Origin of the sequence: Candidatus Sphingomonas colombiensis, from assembly GCA_029202845.1 — a bacterium.
GTDB lineage: Bacteria > Pseudomonadota > Alphaproteobacteria > Sphingomonadales > Sphingomonadaceae > Sphingomonas > Sphingomonas colombiensis.
Genome location: CP119315.1, coordinates 979,706 through 1,000,318, shown reverse-complemented (window position 1 = coordinate 1,000,318; position 20,613 = coordinate 979,706). Strand labels below are relative to the sequence as shown.

The following is a 20,613-nucleotide window of genomic DNA, read 5'->3' as shown; positions in this document are numbered from 1 at the left end:
TCGGATCAGAGTGCGAATGAGGTGCGAAGCCCGATGAAATAACTGTGATAGTTATAAATTGCGTTATTGGTCTCGCGATCCTGATACCCGCCGTATAGCGTATAGGTGAGCCGCCGCGACGGGATGAAGCTGAGCGACGCGGTAAGCCGGTGGGCGAGCGAGCTAGTCAGCACCGGGCCGAACACGCCGCCCGATCCGTCATAGCGCACCTTGCCGATCGACCCGCCGACATTGGCCTTCAGCCGGTCGCTGAACGCATAATCGGCGCCCAGCGAATAGTCGCGGTTGACCTGGTAGAGCGAATCCGTGCCCAGCGAGGGTGAAATATTGCGTGATGTGCCGGCGTTCACACGGAGATTGGGGCTGGGTACGAACGTAAGCCCGACGTTCCATCCGAATCCGTTGAAGTCGTTTGAGGTGGAGCCCTGATCCGGGCGCACCATCACATAGGAGAGGCCGACCGATCCGCTCAGCATCGATCCGATCGAGCGTTGTGCGTCGAGCGAGATGCGCTTCGTGGAAAAGTCGCCGGGGCCGAAGATCGCCGGCCGATCCGGGTAGGAAGTGTCCTGCCGGGTTACGCGCAGCGACAGCTCGCCATAAGTGGGATCGCCATAAGCGACGCCCGCGCCATAGGTGTTCGAACGATAGTTCGAGATGCGGCGCAACTCTTCGCTGTTGTTGCCGGCGGTGTGCGCCACCGTGATCAGCGGGCGCAGCCCATAGCTGTCGCCGCACTGCAGCTCTCCGGCGTAGCTTTGCGTCGTCGCGGTGTTGCGGACGCTGCGCTGGCCGGGGATGTTGATCGGAACGATATCCCCAAGATCGCTCTGCGACCGAAAGATGCTTGGCCGAAGATTCAGGAAACACGGGCCGCCGACCAGCGCCAGATCGGCGTTGAAGCCGAGGCGCTCGCGGTTCAGCTCGCTGTTGCGGCGATAGAAATCATAGCCGCCGTTGGCATCGAGGGTCAGCGAGTTCCGGCCGAGCGACTTGTTGATCGACACGTTGAGGCTCGGCGTGGCGCGCTCGTCGGCCTGCCGGCCGTTGGTGAGAATCGCCCCGGCCGAGCGCGCGACATTGCTGTCATAGCCGATATCCAGCCCGGCGTTGACGTGGATGCCTTCCTGCGTCGGGTCCACGGCTTGTGCCGCGGCGCTGCCGGCGACGACCAGCGCCGTCGCCGCGCCCAGCACGGCGGCGCCCGCGCGAATTCCGCGCGCACCCGGAATGCGAACGACCGCCTTCATGCTCAATTCGCCTTGGCCGGCACTGCCGCGCCGCCCGCCTTCGCGCCGGCAGGCGTTTCCGCCGGCTTGTATTGCGGATTGATGTTAACCTTCGCCGCACCTTGCTTGATGATCTGTGAGAATTGCTCGCGCACGATGTTTTGCGTGCGCTGATTGGTGAGGATCTGGGCCGCGATCTGGTTCGCCTCCGCACCGGAGAAGGGCTGCGACTGGCGTTCGCGGATACGCGCCACCATCACCGCTCCGCCGTTCGGCAGGATGAACACGTCGTTGATCTTCAGATCGGCGATCTGCTTCGCCGCTTCGGGCGGGATGGTCATCGGGTCGATCACCGCCGCGCTGCGCCGATACGGCACGTTGTTCTTGTCGAGCAGCGCCGTGATTTCTTCCATCGTCTTCAGCGGGCCGAGCTGCTGGACTAGCTCGGGCTTGACCGGGCCGACGAGGACCTGATCGACCGAAACCAGCTGGCGCTGCGCGAATGCCTGCGGGTTGTCGCGGACATAAGCGGCGGCCTCGTCCGGCGAAACCTTCGGCAAATTGGCGCGCACGCTTTGCTCCAGCAGCTGGATCAGCGCCAGATCGCGTGCTTTCTGCAACAGGATCGCCGCAGCCGGCGTCTTGTCCAGCCCGCGTTCCACCGCCGCATCGGCGAGGATCTTGCGGTTGACGATCGATTGCAGCGCCGCTGGCTGAGCACGCTCGCTCGCGCGCGGATCGCTGGCGAGCGGGCCGAGTTCGAGCCGCACTTCGGAGGCGGTGATTTCCTTGCCGTTGACCGTCGCAGCGACCTGGCCGGTCGGCGGGGTGCCGTTGCTTGCTCCCTTGCCGCAGCCCGCGAGCGCGACGCATGCGAACAATACGGTGATAGAGCCGCTTTTCTTCAGCATGTCTCTTTTATTCCCCCAAAATGACGCGAGCGGTGCGGTTTATAGACATAATTCTATGGTGATGATAGGACTTGGAAGTTGATACTTGATGAAACTCTCGGCGCGCGGTCTATCTCCGCCGCGCCACATGGCGGGCGGCTGAACGCCGCCGCCACGCTCGCCGGCCCCGGCACGGCACGTTCGCCGGCAACGGCGCCGAACAAAGCGCTCGACCGACCCCGCCCCGCTTGGCTATCGCTCCCCGCATGAGCATGGCGCCGCCTTCCGAACCCGCGCCCGAGGTGACGGTAATCGTCGTCAGCTACAACACGCGCGAACTGACGTTGCGCGCGGTGGAGACGCTGCTCGCCAATGCCGGCGACGTCGCGATGCGCGTGGTGGTGTTCGACAACGCTTCCGCCGACGGCAGCGCGGAAGCGGTCGCGGCGGCGTTCCCCGGCGTCGAGACGATCGCTCACCCGGAAAATATCGGCTTCGCGCGCGCCAACAATCTGGTCGCGGAAACCGCCACGACGCCGTGGCTGTGCCTGCTCAATCCGGACACCGAGACGCATCCACACGCCATCGCCAACCTGTTGGCCTTCGCCAAGGCGAATCCGTGGGCGGGGATCACTGGTGGTCGCACGGTGTTTCCCGACGGATCGCTCAATCCCGCCTCCTGCTGGCGGCAGATCACACCGTGGAGCCTGTTCACCCAGACGACCGGGCTGGCGCGCGCCTTCCCGCAGTCGGGGCTGTTCAACCCCGAGGCGATGGGCGGATGGCGGCGCGACAGCGTGCGCGAAGTGGATATCGTGGTCGGTTGCTTCCTGATGATCTCCACCGCGCTGTGGCGGGAACTGGGCGGGTTCAACCGGCGCTATTTCATGTATGGCGAGGATGCCGATCTCTGCCTGCGCGCCCGCGCGCTCGGCTATCGCCCGATGATTACGCCCGATGCGGAGATCATGCATCTCGTCGGCGCCTCCACCCGCAAGCGCGGTGACAAGATCGTCGCGGTGATGCGCGCCAAGGCGACGCTGGTGCGCGATCACTGGCCGGCGTGGCTGGCGCCGCTGGGGATCGCGCAATTGTGGCTCTGGGGGCTGGCGCGGCGAACCGGCGCGGCGATCTCGCGCGATCCGGATGAGCGCGCGCGGCTGATGCAGATCTGGCAGAAGCGGCGCGACTGGCTCGCCGGTTACTGACGGGGGACTGGGTGGCCCCCCTGATCGTGCATATCAGTGCGGACTATCCCGATGCCGTGCAGCCCGCGAAGACGCGGGTGATCGCGGCGCTGGTGGAGGGGACGGCGCAGGAATTCACGCACCGCGTCTATTCGCTCAATCGCATTGCCGCGCCGCGCGGATGGGGGCGCCCGGGGCTGGCGGAGCCGGTGGCGGATGACGGCGCGGTGGCGAGCTGGCGCTATGTTGCGCCGGGGCGCGGGCTGCTCCTCGCCTCCGCGATGGAACGCGTCGCAGACGCGATCCTTGCCGATCTGCGCGAGCGCGGGATGAAGCCGGCGGCGATCCATGCGCACAAGCTGAGCGTCGAGGGGCTGGCCGCCCGGCGCGCCGCGCAGCAGCTCGGCATCCCTTTTCTGCTGACGTTGCAGGGCAATAGCGATCAGAAGATCGTGCGCATCCGGCGCGATCTTCATTCGGCCTATCGCCAATTGTGGCATGAAGCGGCGGCGGTGATCGCCTTCGCGCCGTGGATCGCGCGCTGGTGCGAGCGGCGGTTCGGCACGCGTGTGGAGCAGGTGATCGATTTGCCGTGCGTGCCGGCGAGCGAAACCGTGATCGCGCCGCGCGCGACGCCGGCGATGACCGGTACCGCCTTTCACCTGATGTATTGGCGCAACAAGAATATCGCCACGCTGGCGCGCGCGATCGCGCTGTCGCGGGCGAGCGGGCTGGAGGTCGCCGGCGGCGGCGACACGGCGAGCGCGGCGGCGGTGGATCGCGCGCTCGGACATGCCGGGGTGAGCGGCATCGCGCGTCGCGTCGGGCCGCTCGCGCCCGCCGATCTCCAGCGATGGATGAACGGTTGCGCGGTTTTCGCGCTGCCCTCCCGGCGGGAAAGCTTTGGGCTCGTGTTTATCGAGGCGCTGTTCGCCGGATGCCCGATCGTCTATCCGCGCGGCGCGGCGGTGGACGGCTGGTTCGACGATTGCCCGTTCGCGATCGGCGTCGACGCGCGCGATCCCCGCGCGGTGGCACGGGGGATTGATACGCTGATCATGGAAAATGACGTGCGCAAACGGGCGCTCGCCCAATGGCAGCAAAGCGGCGCGGCGGCGCGGTTCGGTCGCGACGCGATCCTCGCGGGCTATCGCGACGTGCTGACGCAGGTGGTGCGATGAGCGCGCCGGCCGATCCTCGCCTGCCGACGATCTGCCTTGCCGCATCGGGCGGCGGGCATGTCCGCCAGATCCTCGATTTGAAGCCGGTATGGGAAAAGTACCCGCGTTTCTTCGTGACCGAGGATACCGCGCTCGGTCGCTCGATCGCCGAGGAGGAGGAAACCCACTTCGTCCCGCATTTCGCGATCGGACAAGCGCGGCTCGGGCGCCCGTGGACGATGATCGCCGAGGCGTGGCGCAGCATTTTCCGTTCGTGGCGGATCATCGCGCGGCGGCGGCCGGACCTGTTCATCACCACCGGCGCCGGCTCGCAATTGTTCGTCATGCTGTTCGCCAGGCTGCGCGGCGCGCGGGTGATCCTGATCGATTCGTTCGCGCGCTTCACCCGCCCATCGGGTTTCGCGCGGCTGGCGGGGTGGATCGCGCATGTGCGAATCGCCCAGTCTGAAGAGAGCGCGGCGCATTGGCGCGGCGCGCTGGTGTTCGATCCGTTCCGCACGCTCGATTCCGCGCCGCCGGAAAAAGAACCTCTGCTGTTCGCCACGGTGGGCGCGACGCTGCCGTTCGATCGGCTGGTACGGCTGGTCGAAGAGGCGCACGCCGCCGGAGAGATTCCGCAGCGCATCGTGCTCCAGCGCGGGGTTGGCGGGGAGCAGCCGTCCACGCTCGATTCGGTCGAGACGCTTCCGTTCGGCGAGGTGCGTGAACTGCTTGAGCGCGCCGATATCGTGGTGTGTCATGGCGGCACCGGCTCGCTGATCACCGCGCTCCGCGCGCATTGCCGGGTGATCGCGGTGCCGCGCCTGTTCGCGCTCGGCGAGCATTATGACGACCATCAGGCGGAGATCACCGCCGCCTTCGCCGAGCGTGGGCTGATCGAGGTGGTGGGCGCGGACGAGCCGCTTGGTCCCGCGCTCGATCGCGCGCGCCGTCGTCAGCCGGTCGCGGCGACCACCGATCCTTCCGCGCTGATCGCCTATCTGGACGGGGTGGCGACGGGAATGATCCAATAATCGTCCACACGCCGGCTTGCATGGACGCCGTTAACGAGCCATTTCCTCTACGGGGGTAAGACGGGGGCGATTGCTACAACACGTCAGACGGGTAACCCACCATGTCGATTGTCGATTCGCGTAACCAGAGGTGACAGATGGAGACCCCGTTCGATTGGTTGACGCTGATGGTGTTCACCGGGCTGGTGGTGCTGCTGTTGCAGCGATCGGCCGCGGAAAATCCTGTCGACAAATTATGGCAATATGCGCCGCCGGCGATCGGCTGCGCGATCGTCAACTACCTTGGCAACGAGGGGTATGTGGCGGTCGCGATCATCGGGCTGGTCGCGGTGATCGCCTATATCTACTACGTGTTGCGACCGAAGATCAGCTTCTGATCCCGGTCATGGCGCCAGACGTCGCCACTCGCGCCGCGGATCGCTCCACGGCCCTGTTCTCGCCATTCCGGAGCGCGTAATGATCTGGACCCGTTTATTCAGTTTTCGAACCGCTCGCCGGCCTTTCGAGCAACCCGCCGCGCCGCTGGCGGGGGCGGCGGTCCGGCAGGGGCCGATGATCCGCCGCGCGTCCGAACTGCCGGAGGGAGAGGGGCCGGAGGCGTTGCCGCGTTTCCGCAGCAGCGCGAGCGATATCGGGCGTGCCACGCGTGGCGAGCGCAATCCCAATCAGGCGCGGCTGAAGCTGCAACAGGCGTTCACGCCGTCGCAGCCGGTGCAGGACGCGAAGCGCTTCGCAGGGCGCAAGGAAACGCTGGCGGCGGTGATCCGCGCGGTGGAGGAGCAACATCTCCACACCGTGATCTTCGGCGATCGCGGCATGGGCAAGACCTCGCTGCTCCATGTCTTCTCCCGCCTAGCGCGGGAAGCGCGCTATATCGTGCGCTATACCTCGTGCAGCGAGACTTCGGAGTTCGATCCGGTATTCCGCGCCTGCGCTGCCGATATCCCGTTGCTGTATCACAGTGATTTCGATCCCACGTCGGAAGCGGCGGAGCGTGGCGGCACGCTGGCGGATCTGTTGCCCGAACCTCCGGTGACGCCGGTTCAGCTCGGCGAGATTTTCGCGCGCGTTTCCGGCACGCGGGTGCTGATCGTGCTGGACGAGTTCGACCGCGCCCATTCCGCCGAGTTCAAGCGCTCGATCGCGGAGCTGATCAAAAGCCTGTCGGATCAGTCCGCGCGGGTGCAGATCGTAATCGCCGGCGTCGCCGCGAACCTTTCCGAACTGCTCGAACATATCCCTTCGATCCGTCGCAACGTCATCGGCATTCCGGTGACGAGCATGAACGAGGATGAGGTGCGCGAGCTGTTGCGTATCGGCGAAACCGCCTCCGGGCTGACGTTCGAGGAATCGGCACGGCGCACGGTGATCGAGGCGGCGCAGGGCTCTCCCTATGTCGCCGGGCTGATCGCCCAATATGCCGCCAGCAGCACGCTCGACCGTGAGCTGGAAGAGGTGGAATTGCACGACGTGCGCGTCGCGATCGAGCGCGTGATGCAGGAATCGAAGGTGCGCCTCTCGCCGCGCAGCCAGTTCCACCTCAATCTGTTGCTGTCGATGACCACCCCCGCCGCGATGGGGCCGATCGCGCAGGAAGGGTTACGGACGTTCGGGCTGGTGAATGCCGCCGCTGCCGGGGATGGCGACCGCGCTGCGCTGATCGCTCACGCGGTGGAGGCGCGGGTGCTCGTCCCGGACAATTCGCACGGCGCGGATAATTTCCGTTTCGCGGACGATAGCGTCGCGCTTTATCTCTGGCTGGCGCGGTGCGCGGGCTGATCTGATACCGCGAGATCGCTTTGCGTTCAGGGCAGCGTCCATCGGGGAGGGCGCTTTTTCCTGACGCGGGCGGCCGATTGCGCTAACCGGCCGGCCGGGCGCGTTCACATGGTTATTCGAGGTTCCACGATGTCATCGATCCCCGCGCCGGCAAGCGCCGCCATCAGTGCCGAACCGGAAGGGCCCGCCAGCGCGACCCGGACAGGCCTGCCGCAGCTTTCGATCATCTCCCCCGCGTATCACGAGCGCGACAATATCCGCCCGCTGGTGCTGGCGATCGCCGCCGCGATGAACGGCGCGCGCTGGGAATTGATCATCGTCGATGATGATAGTGGCGATGGCACTGTCGATGAGGTGTTCGCGGTCGCGCACGAAGGTTATCCGGTGCGCTGTATCCGCCGGATCGGCCGGCGGGGCCTTGCCTCGGCGGTGGTCGAGGGCGCGCTGGCCGCGACCGCGCCGGTGATCGCGGTGATCGACGCCGATCTCCAGCATGACGAGCGACTGTTGCCGCAGATGCTGACGCTGATCGCCGAGGGAGACAGCGATCTGGTCGTCGGCAGCCGCCATGTCGAGGGCGGCAGCGTCGGCGACTGGTCGAAAGACCGCCAGGCGATGAGCGGGTTCGCCACCTGGTGTGCGAATATCGTGATCGGCACCGGCATCAGCGATCCGATGAGCGGTTTCTTCGCGATCCGCCGCGATGTGTTTCACGCCTGTGTCCACGATCTGTCGCAACAGGGTTACAAGATCCTGCTCGACATCATCAGCTCTTCCCCGCGCGAGCTGAAGATCACGGAAATTCCCTATGTCTTCCGCAATCGCACGCAGGGCGAGAGCAAGGTCGACCTGATGATCATGCTGGAATTCCTGTTCCTGCTGATCGAAAAGGTGACGCGCGGGCTGGTCCCGCCGCGTTTCGTGCTGTTTTCGGCGGTGGGCGGATTGGGGCTGTTGTTCCACCTCGCGGTGCTTCAGGCGTTCAAGGTATCCGGCAGCACGTTCCTTGTGGCGCAGACAGCGGCGACGATCTCGGCGATGACGCTGAACTATGTGGTCAACAATTCCGTCACCTATCGCGCGCAGCGGCTGCGCGGCGGGCGGTTTGTCATCGGCTATTTCGTATTCTGTCTGGTTTGTTCGATCGGCGGTATCGCCAATATCGGGGTCGCCGATCTGGTGCTGGCCGGTGACGGCAATTGGGCGCTTGCAGGCATCGCCGGCGCACTGATGAGCGCGGTGTTCAACTTCGGTGTCGCGACGCAATTCGTCTGGACGCAGCGGCGGCGGACCCGGCGCCCGATGGTCAGCCGGCGGGCCAGCGCGGCCTGACGTCAGCCGCGCTCAATAGGCACGGGGGTGGACGATCACGCGAATGGTGTTCGCGATGATCGAGATGTCACGCGAGAGGCGCCAGCCGTCGATATATTCGAGATCGGCCTGAAGCCGCTTTTCGAGATCGGATTGTTCGTGGGTTGCGCCGCGATAGCCGCGGATCTGCGCGAGGCCGGTGATGCCCGGCTTCAGCGTGTGGCGCAGCCAGTATTTCTGCGTCACTTCCCAAAACAATTTGTCCCCCGCGAGCGATCCCAGTGCATGCGGGCGCGGGCCGACGATGCTCATGTCGCCCTTCAGGACGTTGAACAGCTGCGGCAATTCGTCGATGCTGGTCCTGCGGATGAAGCGGCCGACGCCGGTGACGCGATCATCGTCCGGCGTCGCTGAGCGATTGCCGTCGAAATCGCTCGCCTGCACCTTCATGCTGCGGAATTTCATGATCTTGAACGGCTTGTTGTCGCGGCCCAGCCGGGTTTGCGCGAAAAGCACCGGCCCGCTGCTCTCCAGCTTGATCGCGATCGCGACGACCACCAGCAACGGCGCCAGCACCACCACTGCCGCGCCGGCCACCGCCAGATCCATCGTGCGCTTCTTCATCCGCGCGCCGAGCGACATCGGCCCGCGCGCGACCACGATCGTGTCACGGCCATGATAACGCGCCACCCCGATCGCGCCGAGCGGCGTCTCGCCCTCCAGCAGCACTTCGGCGGTGACGTTATACGCCTTCATCAGCAACGCCCATTGCCGACGCCGCTCCTCGATGGTCGCGACGACAACGCGATCGAACGGGCCGACCAGCGCGGCGAGGCGCGCAAGCATATTGGGATCGTTGAGATCGGGGCGGAATCCGGCGGCCTGCGCGTCGAACACGTGATAGGCGCCCGGCCTGGGCGGCACGCCATCGACGATCAGCAATTCGCCGACCAGGCCGCCCGGGACCGGGCTGACGAAGCACATCGCGAAGACGAGCCGGCCGATGGCGATGAACAGGATGCTGAAAACGATCGCCACGCCGAAGGCGACGCGCGATACCAGCGGCCCGGCATATTGGAAGAAGATCAGCAAGGCGACGGCGCTGGTCGCCATGATGAAGGCGCTCAGCGCGCGGCGGATCGATTCGGAAAGACGCTCCAGCGCGATGCGGGAGATCGCGCCGTTGCGCGCCGCGAAAATCAGATGGATCGGCAGGATCAGCCAGCTTAGCTCGATCCCGTTCGGCGCGAGCCAGCGCCAGTCGCGGATCGTGCGCCCGACCGAAAAGCCGGCGCGGATCGCGGCGATGTCGCAAAGAACCAGCCCGATATAGAGCAGTCCGCGAATGTTGCGCTTGTTGAGGCTGACCGCGTTGGGCAACCCGCTCGCCGGGGCCTTTTCAGCGGCCGTCTGCCTCGTCACGCCAAAACTCCACTTTTTGGGGCGCGAACATGTCACCCGGCGGAATCGCCCGGTGGCATATCCTCCCTTAACGCATCTTTACGGCGAGCCATCGCCGCGCGAGCCCCGTCCTTTATCGGAAAAGGGTTTATGGCGAGTTTGCGACGAATCGCAACCAATCACCTATCCTAAATGGGACACGTTGCGCCCGATCCGCCATGAATGAGCGCGCGCCGCCATCGCGCCGTCGCTTGCGGCGTTGTTGCCATCGGTTTTGCGCCCTACGATCGGTGTGGATGCGCCGCTGGATCTTTCTTGTCGTGGCCCTGGCCGGGTTGGCTGTGATCGCGGGCATCGGGCTGCGCAACGCCCGGGCGGACCCGGTGGTGCGCCGCGCCGCCATCGCGCTGCCGGACTGGCCTGTCGGTGCGGGGCCGGTGCGGGTCGCGCTGCTCAGTGATCTGCATTTCGGCAATCTCGCGACGGATGAGGCGCGGCTCGCGCGCGTGGTGGCGATCACCAATGCGCAACGGCCCGATATCGTGCTGATCGCGGGCGATATATTGTCGGGCTATGATGATGCCGACGCGCGCGCGCGGGCGGCCCCGGTCGCGCGCATCCTGCATGGGTTGCGTGCGCCGCTTGGCGTGTTTGTCGTGTTCGGCAATCACGATGATGCCGGTGGCGGCGTGGTGCCGCGCGCGCTGGCCAGGGCGGGGTTGAGCACGACGCAGAATGTCGCGGTCAGCGCCGGTCCACTGGCGCTCGGGCTATCGGGCGACACGTCCGCCGGCACGGCGCGGCTGGGGCCGGTCTATGTCGGGTTGGACAAGCTGCGCCGGCGCGCGGCGTTGGCGACGATATTCGTCACCCATTCGCCCGATCTCGTGCAATTCCTGCCGACCGACCATGCGTTGCTGCTCGCCGGGCATACGCATTGCGGGCAGATCGTGCTGCCGTTGATCGGACCGTTGATCAATGTCTCGCGGGTTTCCGGCAATCGCTATCGTTGCGGGCTGATCCGTGCGGGCGGGCGCACCGTGGTGGTGACCGCCGGAATCGGCACGAGCAACGTTCCGCTGCGCTATGGCGCGCCGCCCGACCTGTGGTTGCTGACCCTGGGTCCTAGCCGATAAGCAGCCCGGCAAGCGCCGCCGACATCAAATTGGCGAGGCTGCCGGCCAGCAGCGCGCGAACGCCGAGCTTGGCGATCATCGGCCGCTGATTGGGCGCGAGGCTGCCGGTAACCGCCATCTGGATCGCGATCGACGAGAAATTGGCGAAGCCGCACAGGGCGAAGGTGATGATCGCCACGGTGCGCTGGCTGAGCTGTCCCTGCTGCTCGCCGAGCGAGATATAGGCGACGAATTCGTTGAGCACGATCTTCTGCCCGAACAGGCCGCCGGCGATCCCCGCCTCATGCCATGGCACGTTGAGCAGGAACATCACCGGCGCGAAGACATAGCCGAGCAGCCCCTGGAAGCTCAGCTCCGGATAACCGAACCATCCGCCGATCCCGCCAAGGATGCCGTTGGCGAGCGCGACCAGCGCGACGAACGCCAGCACCATCGCGCCGACCGCGACCGCGAGGCGCACGCCGGTCTGCGCTCCCTGCGCGGCGGCCATGATCAGGTTCGCCGGCTTTTCCTCGTCATGCGTGGCCTGCGGCATCGGCTCGCCGGGGGTGCCTTCGACGGCTTCCCCGCTGAACCGTGCTTCGGCGAGCGCGAGTTGGCGATCCTCCTCGTTCATGTCGCCGAGCGGCAGCTCGCCCCCGGTCGGCCCGCGGCGATCGGGCATGATGATCTTCGCCATCAGGATGCCGCCGGGCGCCGCCATGAACGAGGCCGCCAGGAGATATTCGATCCTGATTCCCATCGAGGCATAGGCCGCAAGGATCGTGCCGGCGACGCCCGCCATGCCGCTGGTCATCACCGTGAACAGCTGCGGCGGCGTAAGACCCGCGAGATATGGGCGGATCACCAGCGGCGATTCGGATTGGCCGACGAAGATGTTCGCCGCCGCGCACAAGCTTTCCACCTTGCTCGTGCCGATCACCTTTTCGATCGCGCCGCCGATCCAGCGCACGATGAGCTGCATGATCCCGAGATGGTAGAGGATCGAGACGAGCGCCGCGAAAAAGATGATCACCGGAAGCGCCTGAATCGCGAAATTCTTGCCGAGCGGATCGTCCGCCAGCTTGCCGAACAGGAATGCGGTTCCGGCATTGGCATAAGACAGCAGGTTGGCGACCCCGCCGGAAAGGAAAGCCAGCGCATGCCGCCCCCATGGCGCGTACAGCACCAGCACCGCGATTCCCGCCTGCAACGCGAACGCCGCGCCAACGACGCGTAGCCGGATCGAGCGGCGGTCAGTCGACAGCAGCACCGCGATCAGCAGGATCACGACGATGCCGGCAATGCCGATGAGGAAACGATGCATGAATACCCGCGTGATTATGGAAGACGCGGCCCCCCGCGTGGACGCGCATATTTACACGCACGCCGCCTGCCTGCCAGCCCCTTGCGCGCATGAGGGTTTTGCCCCTCCCGCGGCAGCGCCGGGGGAGGGGCTTCAGTTTGGCTCAGATGAACAGTTCGGCGAGGAAGTCCTGCATCGCCTTCCAGCTCCGGCGATCGGCACGCTCTTCATAAGCGATTCCGGGCGGGGTCTGTTTGCCCTTCAGCTCGATGTCGGTGAAGGCGTGGCCGGCATTGCCATAAGCGTGAATTTGCCAATCCGCGCCGCTGTCGGTCAGTTCCTTGCCCAGCGCGGTGACCGCTTCGGGTGGAGCGATCGGATCGTCCCAGCCATGGCACACCAGCAGCTTGGCCGCGATCGGGGTGGCGTTGGCATAGTCCGGCCGGTCATAGACACCGTGGAAGCTCACCGCGCCGAGAACATCCAGCCCGGCGCGCGCCATATCGAGCGCGCACTTGCCCCCAAAGCAATAGCCGACCGCCGCCGTCTTCGCCGGATCGACATGGCCAAAGCCCTTGAGCACATCGAGCGACGCGATCAGGCGATCGCGCAGCAGCGCACGATCGGCGTTCAGCTCGTTCATATATTCGGCGACATTGTCTGATTCGCGCGTCTTGCGCCGGCCCTGCCCGAAAACGTCGCAGACGAAGCCGACATAGCCGAGCTTGGCGAGATTCTCCGCGTTGACGCTGTCGCTCTCCTTCTGGCCGAGCACATTGGGGATGACGAGCACGCCGGGGCGCGGCGTCTCCACCTCGTCTTCATAGGCGATCACGCCCTCGAACGGGCCGCCGGGGCCATCATACACCATCGTTTGCCGGACGATCGCCATCGCATCTCTCCCAAAGGTTGCCGGATAAGCTGTAGCCGCTACAGACGCCTCGCCTGTACCGCAAGGAGAGCCAATGCCCCGCCTCGTCTTGATCCGCCACGGCCAGTCGTCGTGGAACCTTGAAAACCGCTTCACCGGCTGGTGGGACGTCGACGTGACCGAGAAAGGCGCCGCCGAAGCGCGTGCCGCCGGCCAATTGATGGCCGCCAAGGGCCTCGATTTCGACATGACCTTCACCTCGCTTCAGACGCGCGCGATCAAGACGCTGAACCTCGCGCTGGAGGCGATGGGCCGGCTGTGGCTGCCGACGGAGAAGGACTGGCGGCTGAACGAGCGCCACTATGGCGGGCTCACCGGGCTCGACAAGGCGGAGACCGCCGCGAAGCACGGCGACGCACAGGTGCATATCTGGCGCCGCAGCTTCGATGTGCCGCCGCCGCCGCTCGACGCGGGCAGCCAATATGATCTGAGCAATGATCGGCGCTACGCCGGCATCCCGGTGCCCGCGACCGAAAGCCTGAAGGACACGATCGCGCGCGTGCTGCCTTATTGGGAGGCACGGATCGCCCCGGCGCTGCGCGACGGACAGCGCGTGCTGATCTCCGCGCACGGCAATTCGCTGCGTGCGCTGGTCAAGCATCTCAGCAACATTCCCGATGATGAGATCACCAGCCTCGAAATCCCGACCGGCCAACCGATCGTCTATGAACTGGACGACGCACTGAATGCGACCGACCGTTATTATCTGAGCGAGCGCTAAGCGTGACGGTGCGCGCCGGCCGGTTCGCCTGGGCGGCGGTGCTTGGCGCGCTGATCGCCGCCGCGCCCATCTTTGCTCGATCGCAAGACGGCGCGCGCAAGGCGATGGTCGCGGGGATCAAGGCATCGGTGCATCGCGCCTCGCCAGACGCGGACAATGCCGAACTCGCCCGCGTGCTTGCGGTGATGGAGCAAGTCCCGCGCGAAGCGTTCGTCCCAGCGGCCGAACGCAAGCAGGCGCTGGCCGATCTTTCGCAGCCGATCGGCGACGGGCAGACGATCTCCGCCCCGTCGATCGTCGCGGTGATGACCGCCGCCGCCGCGTTGCCGCCGCACGCCAATGTGCTCGATGTTGGCACCGGCTCGGGCTATCAGGCGGCGGTGCTGGCGCGGCTCGCCGATCATGTCGCGTCGATCGAGATCATGCCCGATCTGGCCGCGACCGCGCGCGAGCGGCTGGCGAAGCTCGGATATGGCAATGTCGAGGTACGCAGCGGCGATGGCTTCGCGGGCTGGGCGGCGCGTGCGCCGTTCGACGCGATCATCGCCGCGGCGGGCAGCGACAAGGTGCCGCAGCCGCTGCTCGATCAGCTCAAGCCGGGCGGGCGGCTGGTGATGCCGGTCGGCGCCACCTGGGCGAGCGAGCAATTGCTGGTCGTCACCAAAACCGGGCCGGATACGACGACGCGTTGCTCGCTTGGGTGGACGATGTTCGTGCCGCTGACGGGGGAAGGCGCCCGCGATGAGCATCTGCGCGGCGGGGTGTATGATCCCTCCATTCCCAACTGCTTCGCGGCGCCGGTGGTGGCGCCGATGTTCGTGCCCGCCAAAGACGGTGCGCGCTGAACCTGCAATCGGGGCATTGCCCTTGCGCGCCGTGCCCGCTAACCGCTTTTGATGGCGCACGTTGGTATCATCATGGGCTCGACCTCCGACTGGGAGACGATGCGGCACGCAGCCGATGTGCTGGACGCTTTGGGCGTCGCACACGAAACGCGGGTGGTTTCCGCGCATCGCACGCCGCAACGGCTGTATGATTATGCGACAGGCGCGGCGGATCGCGGCATCCGTGTGATCATCGCGGGCGCGGGCGGCGCGGCGCATTTGCCGGGCATGGCGGCATCGATGACGCACCTTCCGGTGCTGGGCGTGCCGGTGGAATCCAAGGCGCTGAAGGGCATGGATAGCCTGCTCTCGATCGTGCAGATGCCGGGCGGTATTCCGGTCGGCACGCTGGCGATCGGCAAGCCCGGCGCGACCAATGCGGGGCTGCTCGCCGCCGCGATCCTCGCGCTCGGCGATCCGGCGCTGGAGGCGCGGCTCAAGGCATGGCGTGCGGCGCAGACCGACAGTGTGGCGGACGCGCCGCAATGACGATCCTCCCTCCCGGCTCGACCATCGGCATCCTTGGCGGCGGCCAGCTCGGGCGGATGCTGGCGACCGCCGCGGCCGAACTGGGCTATCGCGTCGATGTGCTGGCGCCGGACCGGGAGAGTGTCGCCGCGCAGACCGCTTCCTCGCTGATCCGTGCCGATTATCACAATCGCGTCGTGCTGGCCGATTTCGCCGAGCAATGCGACGTGGTGACCTACGAATTCGAAAATATCGCGGTCGAGCCGGTCGAATGGCTGGCGGAGAAGGTCGCGGTGCATCCCTCGCCAGCATCGCTGCGCGTCGCGCAGGATCGCATTGCGGAAAAGAGCTTCGTCGAGAAGCTTGGCGGGCGCCCGGCGAAATGGGCGCCGGTCAACAGCCGGGCGGAGCTCGACGTGGCGATCGCCAGTGTCGGCACGCCCGCCGTGCTGAAGACGACGCGGATGGGCTATGATGGCAAGGGGCAGGCGCGGCTACATGCCCCGGCCGACGCCGATGCCGCGTGGGAGGCGATCGGCGGTCCGGCGGTGCTGGAGGCGTTCGTCACTTTCAGCCACGAATTTTCGATCGTGTTGGTGCGCGGGCAGGATGGCGCGATGGTGAGCTATCCGCCGCCGTGGAACGTGCACGAAAATGCGATTCTCGCGCGCTCGACCTTGCCCGCGCCGGCGGAAATCGCGGCGCAATGGACCGAGGCGGCGGCGCTGACCGGGCGGATCGCGGAAACGTTGGGCCATATCGGCGTGTTGACCTGCGAGTTCTTCGCCACCACCGATGGGCCGGTGTTCAACGAAATGGCGCCGCGCGTGCATAATTCCGGGCATTGGACGATCGAGGGCGCGACCACCTCGCAATTCGAAAACCATATCCGCGCGATCTGTGGCCTGCCGCTGGGCGATACCGCACTGACCGCACCGCACATCGAGATGGAAAATCTGATCGGCGATGCGTGGGAACGCTGGCCGGAATTGCTCGCCGAGCCGAACGCGCACCTGCACCTTTATGGCAAGCGCGAGGCGCGGCCCGGGCGCAAGATGGGGCATGTCACCCGGCTGAAGCGCTAGGGCAGCCGGCATTCAGTTCTGGTGGGCTGCAAATGGCGGCTTTCCGCGTTTCCGGTGCTCACGGACCTTTAGTCCGCTGCATGCCGGGTCACGAAAAACCACCGTTTTCGCTCCATCAACTCCTGAATGTCGATCCGCCCTGAACGATATCGTGCGGTGGCTAGCGGACGTTGAGGCCGAGTTCGCTCAGTAATTGCCCCGCCTGATCGCGTGAGATGGTAGCGCCGCGAAACGGCGTTGCATCGATCAGCCGCACCCCGCCCAGATCCGCGCCGCGCAGATCCGCCCCGTCGAATCGCGCCTCGGCGAGATTGGCCTCGCGCAGGCTGCATTCCTCAAACGTGGCCTGGCGGAAATCGCATTTCCGCAGATCGGCCTGCGAGAAATCGACCCGCTTGAGGTGCGCCTTACGGAATGAATGGCCGAGCAGCTTGGCATTGATCAGCAGCGTTTCGTCGAAATCGATCGTGATCGCCTTGATGCCATGGAGGTCTGCCCCGGTCAGCTTGCATCGGGCGAAGCGCGCGGATTCAAGCGTCGCTTGTTTGAAACTGGCGTTGTTGAAATCGCACGCGACGAAGGCGGCTTCGCTCAGATCGCTGCCGGTGAAGCCGGCGAAAGCGCCGCGACAGGATTTCCACACTGTGGCTTCGGCGACCACGCGGCCGAAATCCGCCCGGCGCAGATTGCATTGCTCGAACGTCCAGCGCGACAGATCGAGCCGCGACAGATCCGCTTCCTCAAGATCGCAATCGATCAGATGCTGGGGCACGCGCGGCAGCCGCTCGATATCCGCCCGCGTCAGTCGCTGGCCGCGCACTACATGATCGGCAAACAGATCGTCCATCGGCTTGATGCACCGCCATCAACGAAACGGCCGCGCCGGAGATTGCCGGCGCGGCCGCTGTAAAGTCACTGTGATCGGCCGTTCAGGCCGTCCGCGTGCCGTTCATCGGGAAGGAGCCGAAAGCGCCGGCGCCGACGGTGCCGGTCAGCGTGTCGCCGTCGATCGTCGCCTTCATGTCCAGCGTCATCGGCATCGGCACGGTCATCTGCTGCTTCCAGGTGAGCGTGTTGCCATCTACCTCGCCATTCACGTCGGACGAGCCCATCGCCCCGGCGGCAGTGCCGGTGAAGGTCGCGCCGTCGCTCTTGACGGTAAGGGTCGTCTTCTGATCGCCCAGCGGCGATTTCACGGTGACGTCGTAGGTGCCATCAACGGCCATTGGCGCTCTCCTGCTTGTTCGCGTCCGCGATGGACGCAGCGGTAATGACGTCCACCGGCAGGCCGATCGAGTCAAGCTGCGGACGCACCACCTTCGCATCGCCGACCACCACCCAGACGAAGCGCTTGGGATCGATCACCCGCCTTGCCGTAGCGTCCAGCTCGTCGCGGGTGAGCGCGCGATATTTCTGGGTGATCGTCGCATAATAATCGTCGGGGCGGTGGAACAGGTCGTTCGCCTGCATCGCGCCCAGCACGGCGCTGGACGTTTCGAAATTGCCGGCGAGCGAGCGAGTCGCGTCCGCGATCGCGCGATCGAACTCGGTCTGCGTCAGCGGCTTGGTGGTGACGAAGGCGGCCATGTCGTCGCGCAGCGCGGCGATCGATGCCCCGGTCTTGTCCGCCTGCACCGGCGCGCGGACGACATAAGGCGCGGCAAAGGCGTTGCGGACGAAATTGCCCGATACGCCGTAGGACCAATGCTTGTCCTCGCGCAGATCCATGTTGAGCCGGCCGAGGAAATCGCCGCCCAGCGCATCATTGGCGGTGATCGCGGGCAACAGATCGTCGGTGCCGCGCAGCGACGTGCGCAATCCGCCGGAAATCAAAGATTGCGGTGAATCCGGCCGGTCGATCAGGATGATGCGCGGGGCGGGCAGGCTGCGATCCTCACGGAACAGCTTCTCGCCGCTTTTGCCCGGCATCCGCCAATCGCCGAACGATTGTTCGAGCACTGCCTTCACCTCGGCCAGCGGGCGATCGCTGACGACGAAGATCTTCGCCTTGTCCGGGCGCAGCCACGCGCTGCGGAAGTTGAGGAGATCGGCACGATTGAGCCCCTCCACCGCCTTGGCATCGCCGCTCCCGCGCGCTTTCGCATAGGGATTGCCCGCGCCATAAACGATCGGGGGCAGCACGCGGCTGGTGAGGCCGGCGGGATCGGTCAGTTCCTGCGCGATGCCGGCGAGAAGCTGGCTTTTGACGCGCGGCAGCTCGCTTTCGGGGAAGGCGGGGGTGCGTGCGATATCCGCCCATAGCGCCGCCGCCGACGCGAGATTGGCGCTGGGCGCGCGGAAGCTGAGCGTCGTGCGATCGGCCGACGATCCGGTGTAGATATCGAGGCCGAGCCGTTCCTTCGCCTCCGCCAGCTTGATCGAATCGAACTTGCTCGTCCCTTCGTCGATCATCGCCAGCGTCAGCGCCTGCGTGCCGAGCTTGTCCGCCACGTCGGCGGCGGTGCCGGCGTCGAAGCTCAGCACGCCGCGCGTTACGGGCACGGTGGTGCGGTTGACGTAGATCAGCTCGATGCCGTTCGCGAGCCGCGCGCGCTCCACCTTGGGGAAGGCGAGATCGGCGACCGCGCCGGCCGGCGGGATCGGGCCGCGCGTGCCCTTGGGCGCAGGCGCCGACGTCGCCTTGGCCGGCGCGGGGGCCTTGGCCTCCGCTTCGGCATAATGTTCGCGCTCGCCGGGCAATACGGTCAGCGTATAGGCGGGGCGCTCAAGCCATTTGCGCGCGGCGGCGCGGACCGTTTCGGGCGTTTGCGCGGCGAGCGCCGCGAGCTGCTTTTTATAGAAGCCCGGATTGTCCGAATAGAGTTCGCCCTCGGCCAGCGCGACCGCCTTGCCGCCGAAGCCGCCCACTGCTTCGAGCCCGCCGATGCGTCGCGAAACGGCGGTGGTCAGCACGCGCTGCACCTCATCGGCGGTCGGGCCGTTCTTGGCCAGATCGTTGACGATCTCGTCCAGCCGCTTCGCCACCACGGCGGGATCGACGCCCGCGCGGGCGATCGCGTTGACGGTGAACATGCCGACCTGCGCGAAGGCATCCGAATCCGCGCCGACGTCGACCGCGAGCTTCTCCTGCTTCACCAGCACATTCTGGAGCCGCGAACTGGCAAGGCCGCCAAGCACCGCCGCCGCCACGTCGAGGGGCACGGAATCCGCATCGTTGAGACCGGGCACCGCCCACGCCTTGATTACCAACGGCGCCGCGACGCGATCCTTGATCACCTCCGATCGGGCGGCGGGGAGGGTGGGGATATCAACCTTCGGCGGCAGGTTCTTCGGGCCGGCGGGGATTGCGCCGAAATATTTCTCCACCAGCGGCCTGGCGGTGGCGACATCGATATCGCCGGCAAGGACGAGCACGGCGTTGTTCGGCCCGTAATGATCGCGGAACCAGCCCTTCACATCGGCAAGGCTCGCCGCGTCGAGATCGGCCATCGATCCGATCGTGGTGTGGCCATAGGGATTGTCCGCGGGGAACAGCCCCTCGGTCAATTTGTAGCGGACGAGGCCATAGGGGCGGTTATCGCCCTGCCGCTTCTCGTTCTGGACGACGCCGCGCTGCGTATCGAGCACGTTTTGCGTGATCGCGCCGGTCAGCCAGCCCATCCGGTCGCTTTCGAGGAACAACGCGCGGTCCAGCGCCGATCGTGGCACCGTCTCGAAATAGTTGGTGCGATCGAAATAGGTCGTGCCGTTGAGATCGGTCGCGCCGACCTGTTTCAGCGGCTCGAAGAAATCGCCCGGCGCATTCTCGCTGCCGTTGAACATCAGATGCTCGAACAGATGCGCGAAGCCCGATTTGCCCTTCGGTTCGTGCTTCGATCCGACATCATACCACACGCTCACCGCGACCACCGGCGCCTTGCGATCGGTGTGGACGACCACGCGCAGCCCGTTCTTCAGCGTGAATTGCTGATACGGAATGTCGATCGCCTGGACGAGCTGCGAAACCGGGGCGGCCTTGCCAGCGTCCGCCTGAGCGAAGGCGGCGGGGGCGGCGAGTGCCAAGGCCATGGCGGCGCCGGTGAGGGGCATGAAACGCAAGCGGAAACTCCTGACGACGGTCCCGCGAGGCTAGGCGAGGCGCAGGGCGGCGT

At 66.0% G+C, this 20,613-nt stretch carries 19 protein-coding genes; 11 read left to right on the top strand and 8 right to left on the bottom strand.

Annotated elements, in window-relative coordinates:
• Positions 1-5 precede the first annotated feature (5 nt).
• Positions 6-1,250 carry an outer membrane beta-barrel protein gene (locus tag P0Y64_04585; protein WEK44110.1) on the bottom strand — a complete coding sequence of 415 codons (1,245 nt, stop codon included), beginning with the start codon at positions 1,248-1,250 and terminating at the stop codon, positions 6-8.
• Positions 1,251-1,252: 2 nt separating this feature from the next.
• Positions 1,253-2,140: a hypothetical protein gene (locus tag P0Y64_04580; protein WEK44109.1), complete on the bottom strand. Its 888-nt coding sequence runs from the start codon at positions 2,138-2,140 to the stop codon at positions 1,253-1,255.
• Between the two features lie 245 nt (positions 2,141-2,385).
• Between P0Y64_04580 and P0Y64_04575 the strand changes: the two genes are divergently transcribed.
• The 6 genes from P0Y64_04575 to P0Y64_04550 all read left to right on the top strand — a co-directional run bounded on the left by P0Y64_04575 (position 2,386) and on the right by P0Y64_04550 (position 8,611).
• Positions 2,386-3,327, top strand: coding sequence for a glycosyltransferase family 2 protein (locus tag P0Y64_04575; protein ID WEK44108.1), 942 nt, complete (start codon positions 2,386-2,388; stop codon positions 3,325-3,327).
• A gap of 11 nt (positions 3,328-3,338) precedes the next feature.
• Positions 3,339-4,487: a glycosyltransferase gene (locus tag P0Y64_04570; protein WEK44107.1), complete on the top strand. Its 1,149-nt coding sequence runs from the start codon at positions 3,339-3,341 to the stop codon at positions 4,485-4,487.
• The gene (locus P0Y64_04565) at positions 4,484-5,500 is read left to right on the top strand and encodes a glycosyltransferase (protein ID WEK44106.1); all 1,017 of its coding nucleotides are present in this window, start codon (positions 4,484-4,486) and stop codon (positions 5,498-5,500) included. The genes P0Y64_04570 and P0Y64_04565 overlap by 4 nt, the downstream gene beginning before the upstream one ends.
• Positions 5,501-5,637: 137 nt before the next feature.
• Positions 5,638-5,877: a hypothetical protein gene (locus tag P0Y64_04560; GenBank protein WEK44105.1), complete on the top strand. Its 240-nt coding sequence runs from the start codon at positions 5,638-5,640 to the stop codon at positions 5,875-5,877.
• A 79-nt stretch (positions 5,878-5,956) separates the two neighbouring features.
• Positions 5,957-7,279, top strand: coding sequence for an ATP-binding protein (locus P0Y64_04555; GenBank protein WEK44104.1), 1,323 nt, complete (start codon positions 5,957-5,959; stop codon positions 7,277-7,279).
• Positions 7,280-7,408: 129 nt separating this feature from the next.
• On the top strand, positions 7,409-8,611 hold the full coding sequence (locus tag P0Y64_04550) for a glycosyltransferase family 2 protein (protein WEK44103.1): 1,203 nt from the start codon (positions 7,409-7,411) through the stop codon (positions 8,609-8,611).
• A 12-nt stretch (positions 8,612-8,623) separates the two neighbouring features.
• On the opposite strand, the gene P0Y64_04545 is transcribed toward P0Y64_04550, so the two are convergent.
• Positions 8,624-10,012 carry a sugar transferase gene (locus P0Y64_04545; protein WEK44102.1) on the bottom strand — a complete coding sequence of 463 codons (1,389 nt, stop codon included), beginning with the start codon at positions 10,010-10,012 and terminating at the stop codon, positions 8,624-8,626.
• Between the two features lie 275 nt (positions 10,013-10,287).
• Here P0Y64_04545 and P0Y64_04540 point away from each other — a divergent pair, with 275 nt between their 5' ends.
• The gene (locus P0Y64_04540; protein WEK44101.1) at positions 10,288-11,127 is read left to right on the top strand and encodes a metallophosphoesterase; all 840 of its coding nucleotides are present in this window, start codon (positions 10,288-10,290) and stop codon (positions 11,125-11,127) included.
• Here P0Y64_04540 and P0Y64_04535 read toward each other — a convergent pair.
• A complete protein-coding gene (locus P0Y64_04535) occupies positions 11,117-12,433 on the bottom strand; it encodes a NupC/NupG family nucleoside CNT transporter (GenBank protein ID WEK44100.1) in 1,317 nt (438 codons plus the stop codon). The two genes, P0Y64_04540 and P0Y64_04535, sit on opposite strands and share 11 nt — an antisense overlap.
• 142 nt (positions 12,434-12,575) lie before the next feature.
• Entirely contained in the window at positions 12,576-13,304 is a 729-nt protein-coding gene (locus P0Y64_04530; protein WEK44099.1) for a dienelactone hydrolase family protein, read from the bottom strand.
• Positions 13,305-13,377: 73 nt separating this feature from the next.
• Here P0Y64_04530 and gpmA point away from each other — a divergent pair, with 73 nt between their 5' ends.
• From gpmA to P0Y64_04510, 4 genes are read left to right on the top strand one after another with little or no spacing between them, the layout of a single operon-like run.
• Entirely contained in the window at positions 13,378-14,064 is a 687-nt protein-coding gene (gene gpmA, locus P0Y64_04525) for a 2,3-diphosphoglycerate-dependent phosphoglycerate mutase (GenBank protein WEK44098.1), read from the top strand.
• 2 nt (positions 14,065-14,066) lie between these two features.
• On the top strand, positions 14,067-14,909 hold the full coding sequence (locus P0Y64_04520) for a protein-L-isoaspartate(D-aspartate) O-methyltransferase (protein ID WEK44097.1): 843 nt from the start codon (positions 14,067-14,069) through the stop codon (positions 14,907-14,909).
• Between the two features lie 51 nt (positions 14,910-14,960).
• Positions 14,961-15,437: a 5-(carboxyamino)imidazole ribonucleotide mutase gene (gene purE, locus P0Y64_04515; GenBank protein WEK44096.1), complete on the top strand. Its 477-nt coding sequence runs from the start codon at positions 14,961-14,963 to the stop codon at positions 15,435-15,437.
• A complete protein-coding gene (locus P0Y64_04510) occupies positions 15,434-16,501 on the top strand; it encodes a 5-(carboxyamino)imidazole ribonucleotide synthase (GenBank protein WEK44095.1) in 1,068 nt (355 codons plus the stop codon). Before purE ends, P0Y64_04510 begins: the two co-directional genes overlap by 4 nt.
• Positions 16,502-16,661: 160 nt before the next feature.
• Here P0Y64_04510 and P0Y64_04505 read toward each other — a convergent pair whose 3' ends face one another.
• From P0Y64_04505 to P0Y64_04495, 3 genes are all read right to left on the bottom strand, one after another.
• Entirely contained in the window at positions 16,662-17,348 is a 687-nt protein-coding gene (locus P0Y64_04505) for a pentapeptide repeat-containing protein (GenBank protein WEK44094.1), read from the bottom strand.
• Between the two features lie 82 nt (positions 17,349-17,430).
• Complete coding sequence (locus tag P0Y64_04500) at positions 17,431-17,727, bottom strand: hypothetical protein (protein ID WEK44093.1); 297 nt, start codon at positions 17,725-17,727, stop codon at positions 17,431-17,433.
• A complete protein-coding gene (locus tag P0Y64_04495; GenBank protein ID WEK44962.1) occupies positions 17,717-20,551 on the bottom strand; it encodes a pitrilysin family protein in 2,835 nt (944 codons plus the stop codon). Before P0Y64_04495 ends, P0Y64_04500 begins: the two co-directional genes overlap by 11 nt.
• Positions 20,552-20,613: the final 62 nt, after the last annotated feature.

Excerpts from the sequence above, each read along its gene's own strand:
- P0Y64_04505 (WEK44094.1), bottom strand. The coding sequence starts at position 17,348 with ATGGACGATCTGTTTGCCGATCATGTAGTGCGCGGCCAGCGACTGACG.
- gpmA (WEK44098.1), top strand. The coding sequence starts at position 13,378 with ATGCCCCGCCTCGTCTTGATCCGCCACGGCCAGTCGTCGTGGAACCTT.
- purE (WEK44096.1), top strand. The coding sequence starts at position 14,961 with ATGGCGCACGTTGGTATCATCATGGGCTCGACCTCCGACTGGGAGACG.
- P0Y64_04585 (WEK44110.1), bottom strand. The coding sequence starts at position 1,250 with ATGAAGGCGGTCGTTCGCATTCCGGGTGCGCGCGGAATTCGCGCGGGC.
- P0Y64_04500 (WEK44093.1), bottom strand. The coding sequence starts at position 17,727 with ATGGCCGTTGATGGCACCTACGACGTCACCGTGAAATCGCCGCTGGGC.
- P0Y64_04575 (WEK44108.1), top strand. The coding sequence starts at position 2,386 with ATGAGCATGGCGCCGCCTTCCGAACCCGCGCCCGAGGTGACGGTAATC.
- P0Y64_04555 (WEK44104.1), top strand. The coding sequence starts at position 5,957 with ATGATCTGGACCCGTTTATTCAGTTTTCGAACCGCTCGCCGGCCTTTC.
- P0Y64_04560 (WEK44105.1), top strand. The coding sequence starts at position 5,638 with ATGGAGACCCCGTTCGATTGGTTGACGCTGATGGTGTTCACCGGGCTG.
- P0Y64_04495 (WEK44962.1), bottom strand. The coding sequence starts at position 20,551 with ATGCCCCTCACCGGCGCCGCCATGGCCTTGGCACTCGCCGCCCCCGCC.
- P0Y64_04530 (WEK44099.1), bottom strand. The coding sequence starts at position 13,304 with ATGGCGATCGTCCGGCAAACGATGGTGTATGATGGCCCCGGCGGCCCG.
- P0Y64_04550 (WEK44103.1), top strand. The coding sequence starts at position 7,409 with ATGTCATCGATCCCCGCGCCGGCAAGCGCCGCCATCAGTGCCGAACCG.
- P0Y64_04565 (WEK44106.1), top strand. The coding sequence starts at position 4,484 with ATGAGCGCGCCGGCCGATCCTCGCCTGCCGACGATCTGCCTTGCCGCA.
- P0Y64_04540 (WEK44101.1), top strand. The coding sequence starts at position 10,288 with ATGCGCCGCTGGATCTTTCTTGTCGTGGCCCTGGCCGGGTTGGCTGTG.
- P0Y64_04510 (WEK44095.1), top strand. The coding sequence starts at position 15,434 with ATGACGATCCTCCCTCCCGGCTCGACCATCGGCATCCTTGGCGGCGGC.
- P0Y64_04580 (WEK44109.1), bottom strand. The coding sequence starts at position 2,140 with ATGCTGAAGAAAAGCGGCTCTATCACCGTATTGTTCGCATGCGTCGCG.
- P0Y64_04535 (WEK44100.1), bottom strand. The coding sequence starts at position 12,433 with ATGCATCGTTTCCTCATCGGCATTGCCGGCATCGTCGTGATCCTGCTG.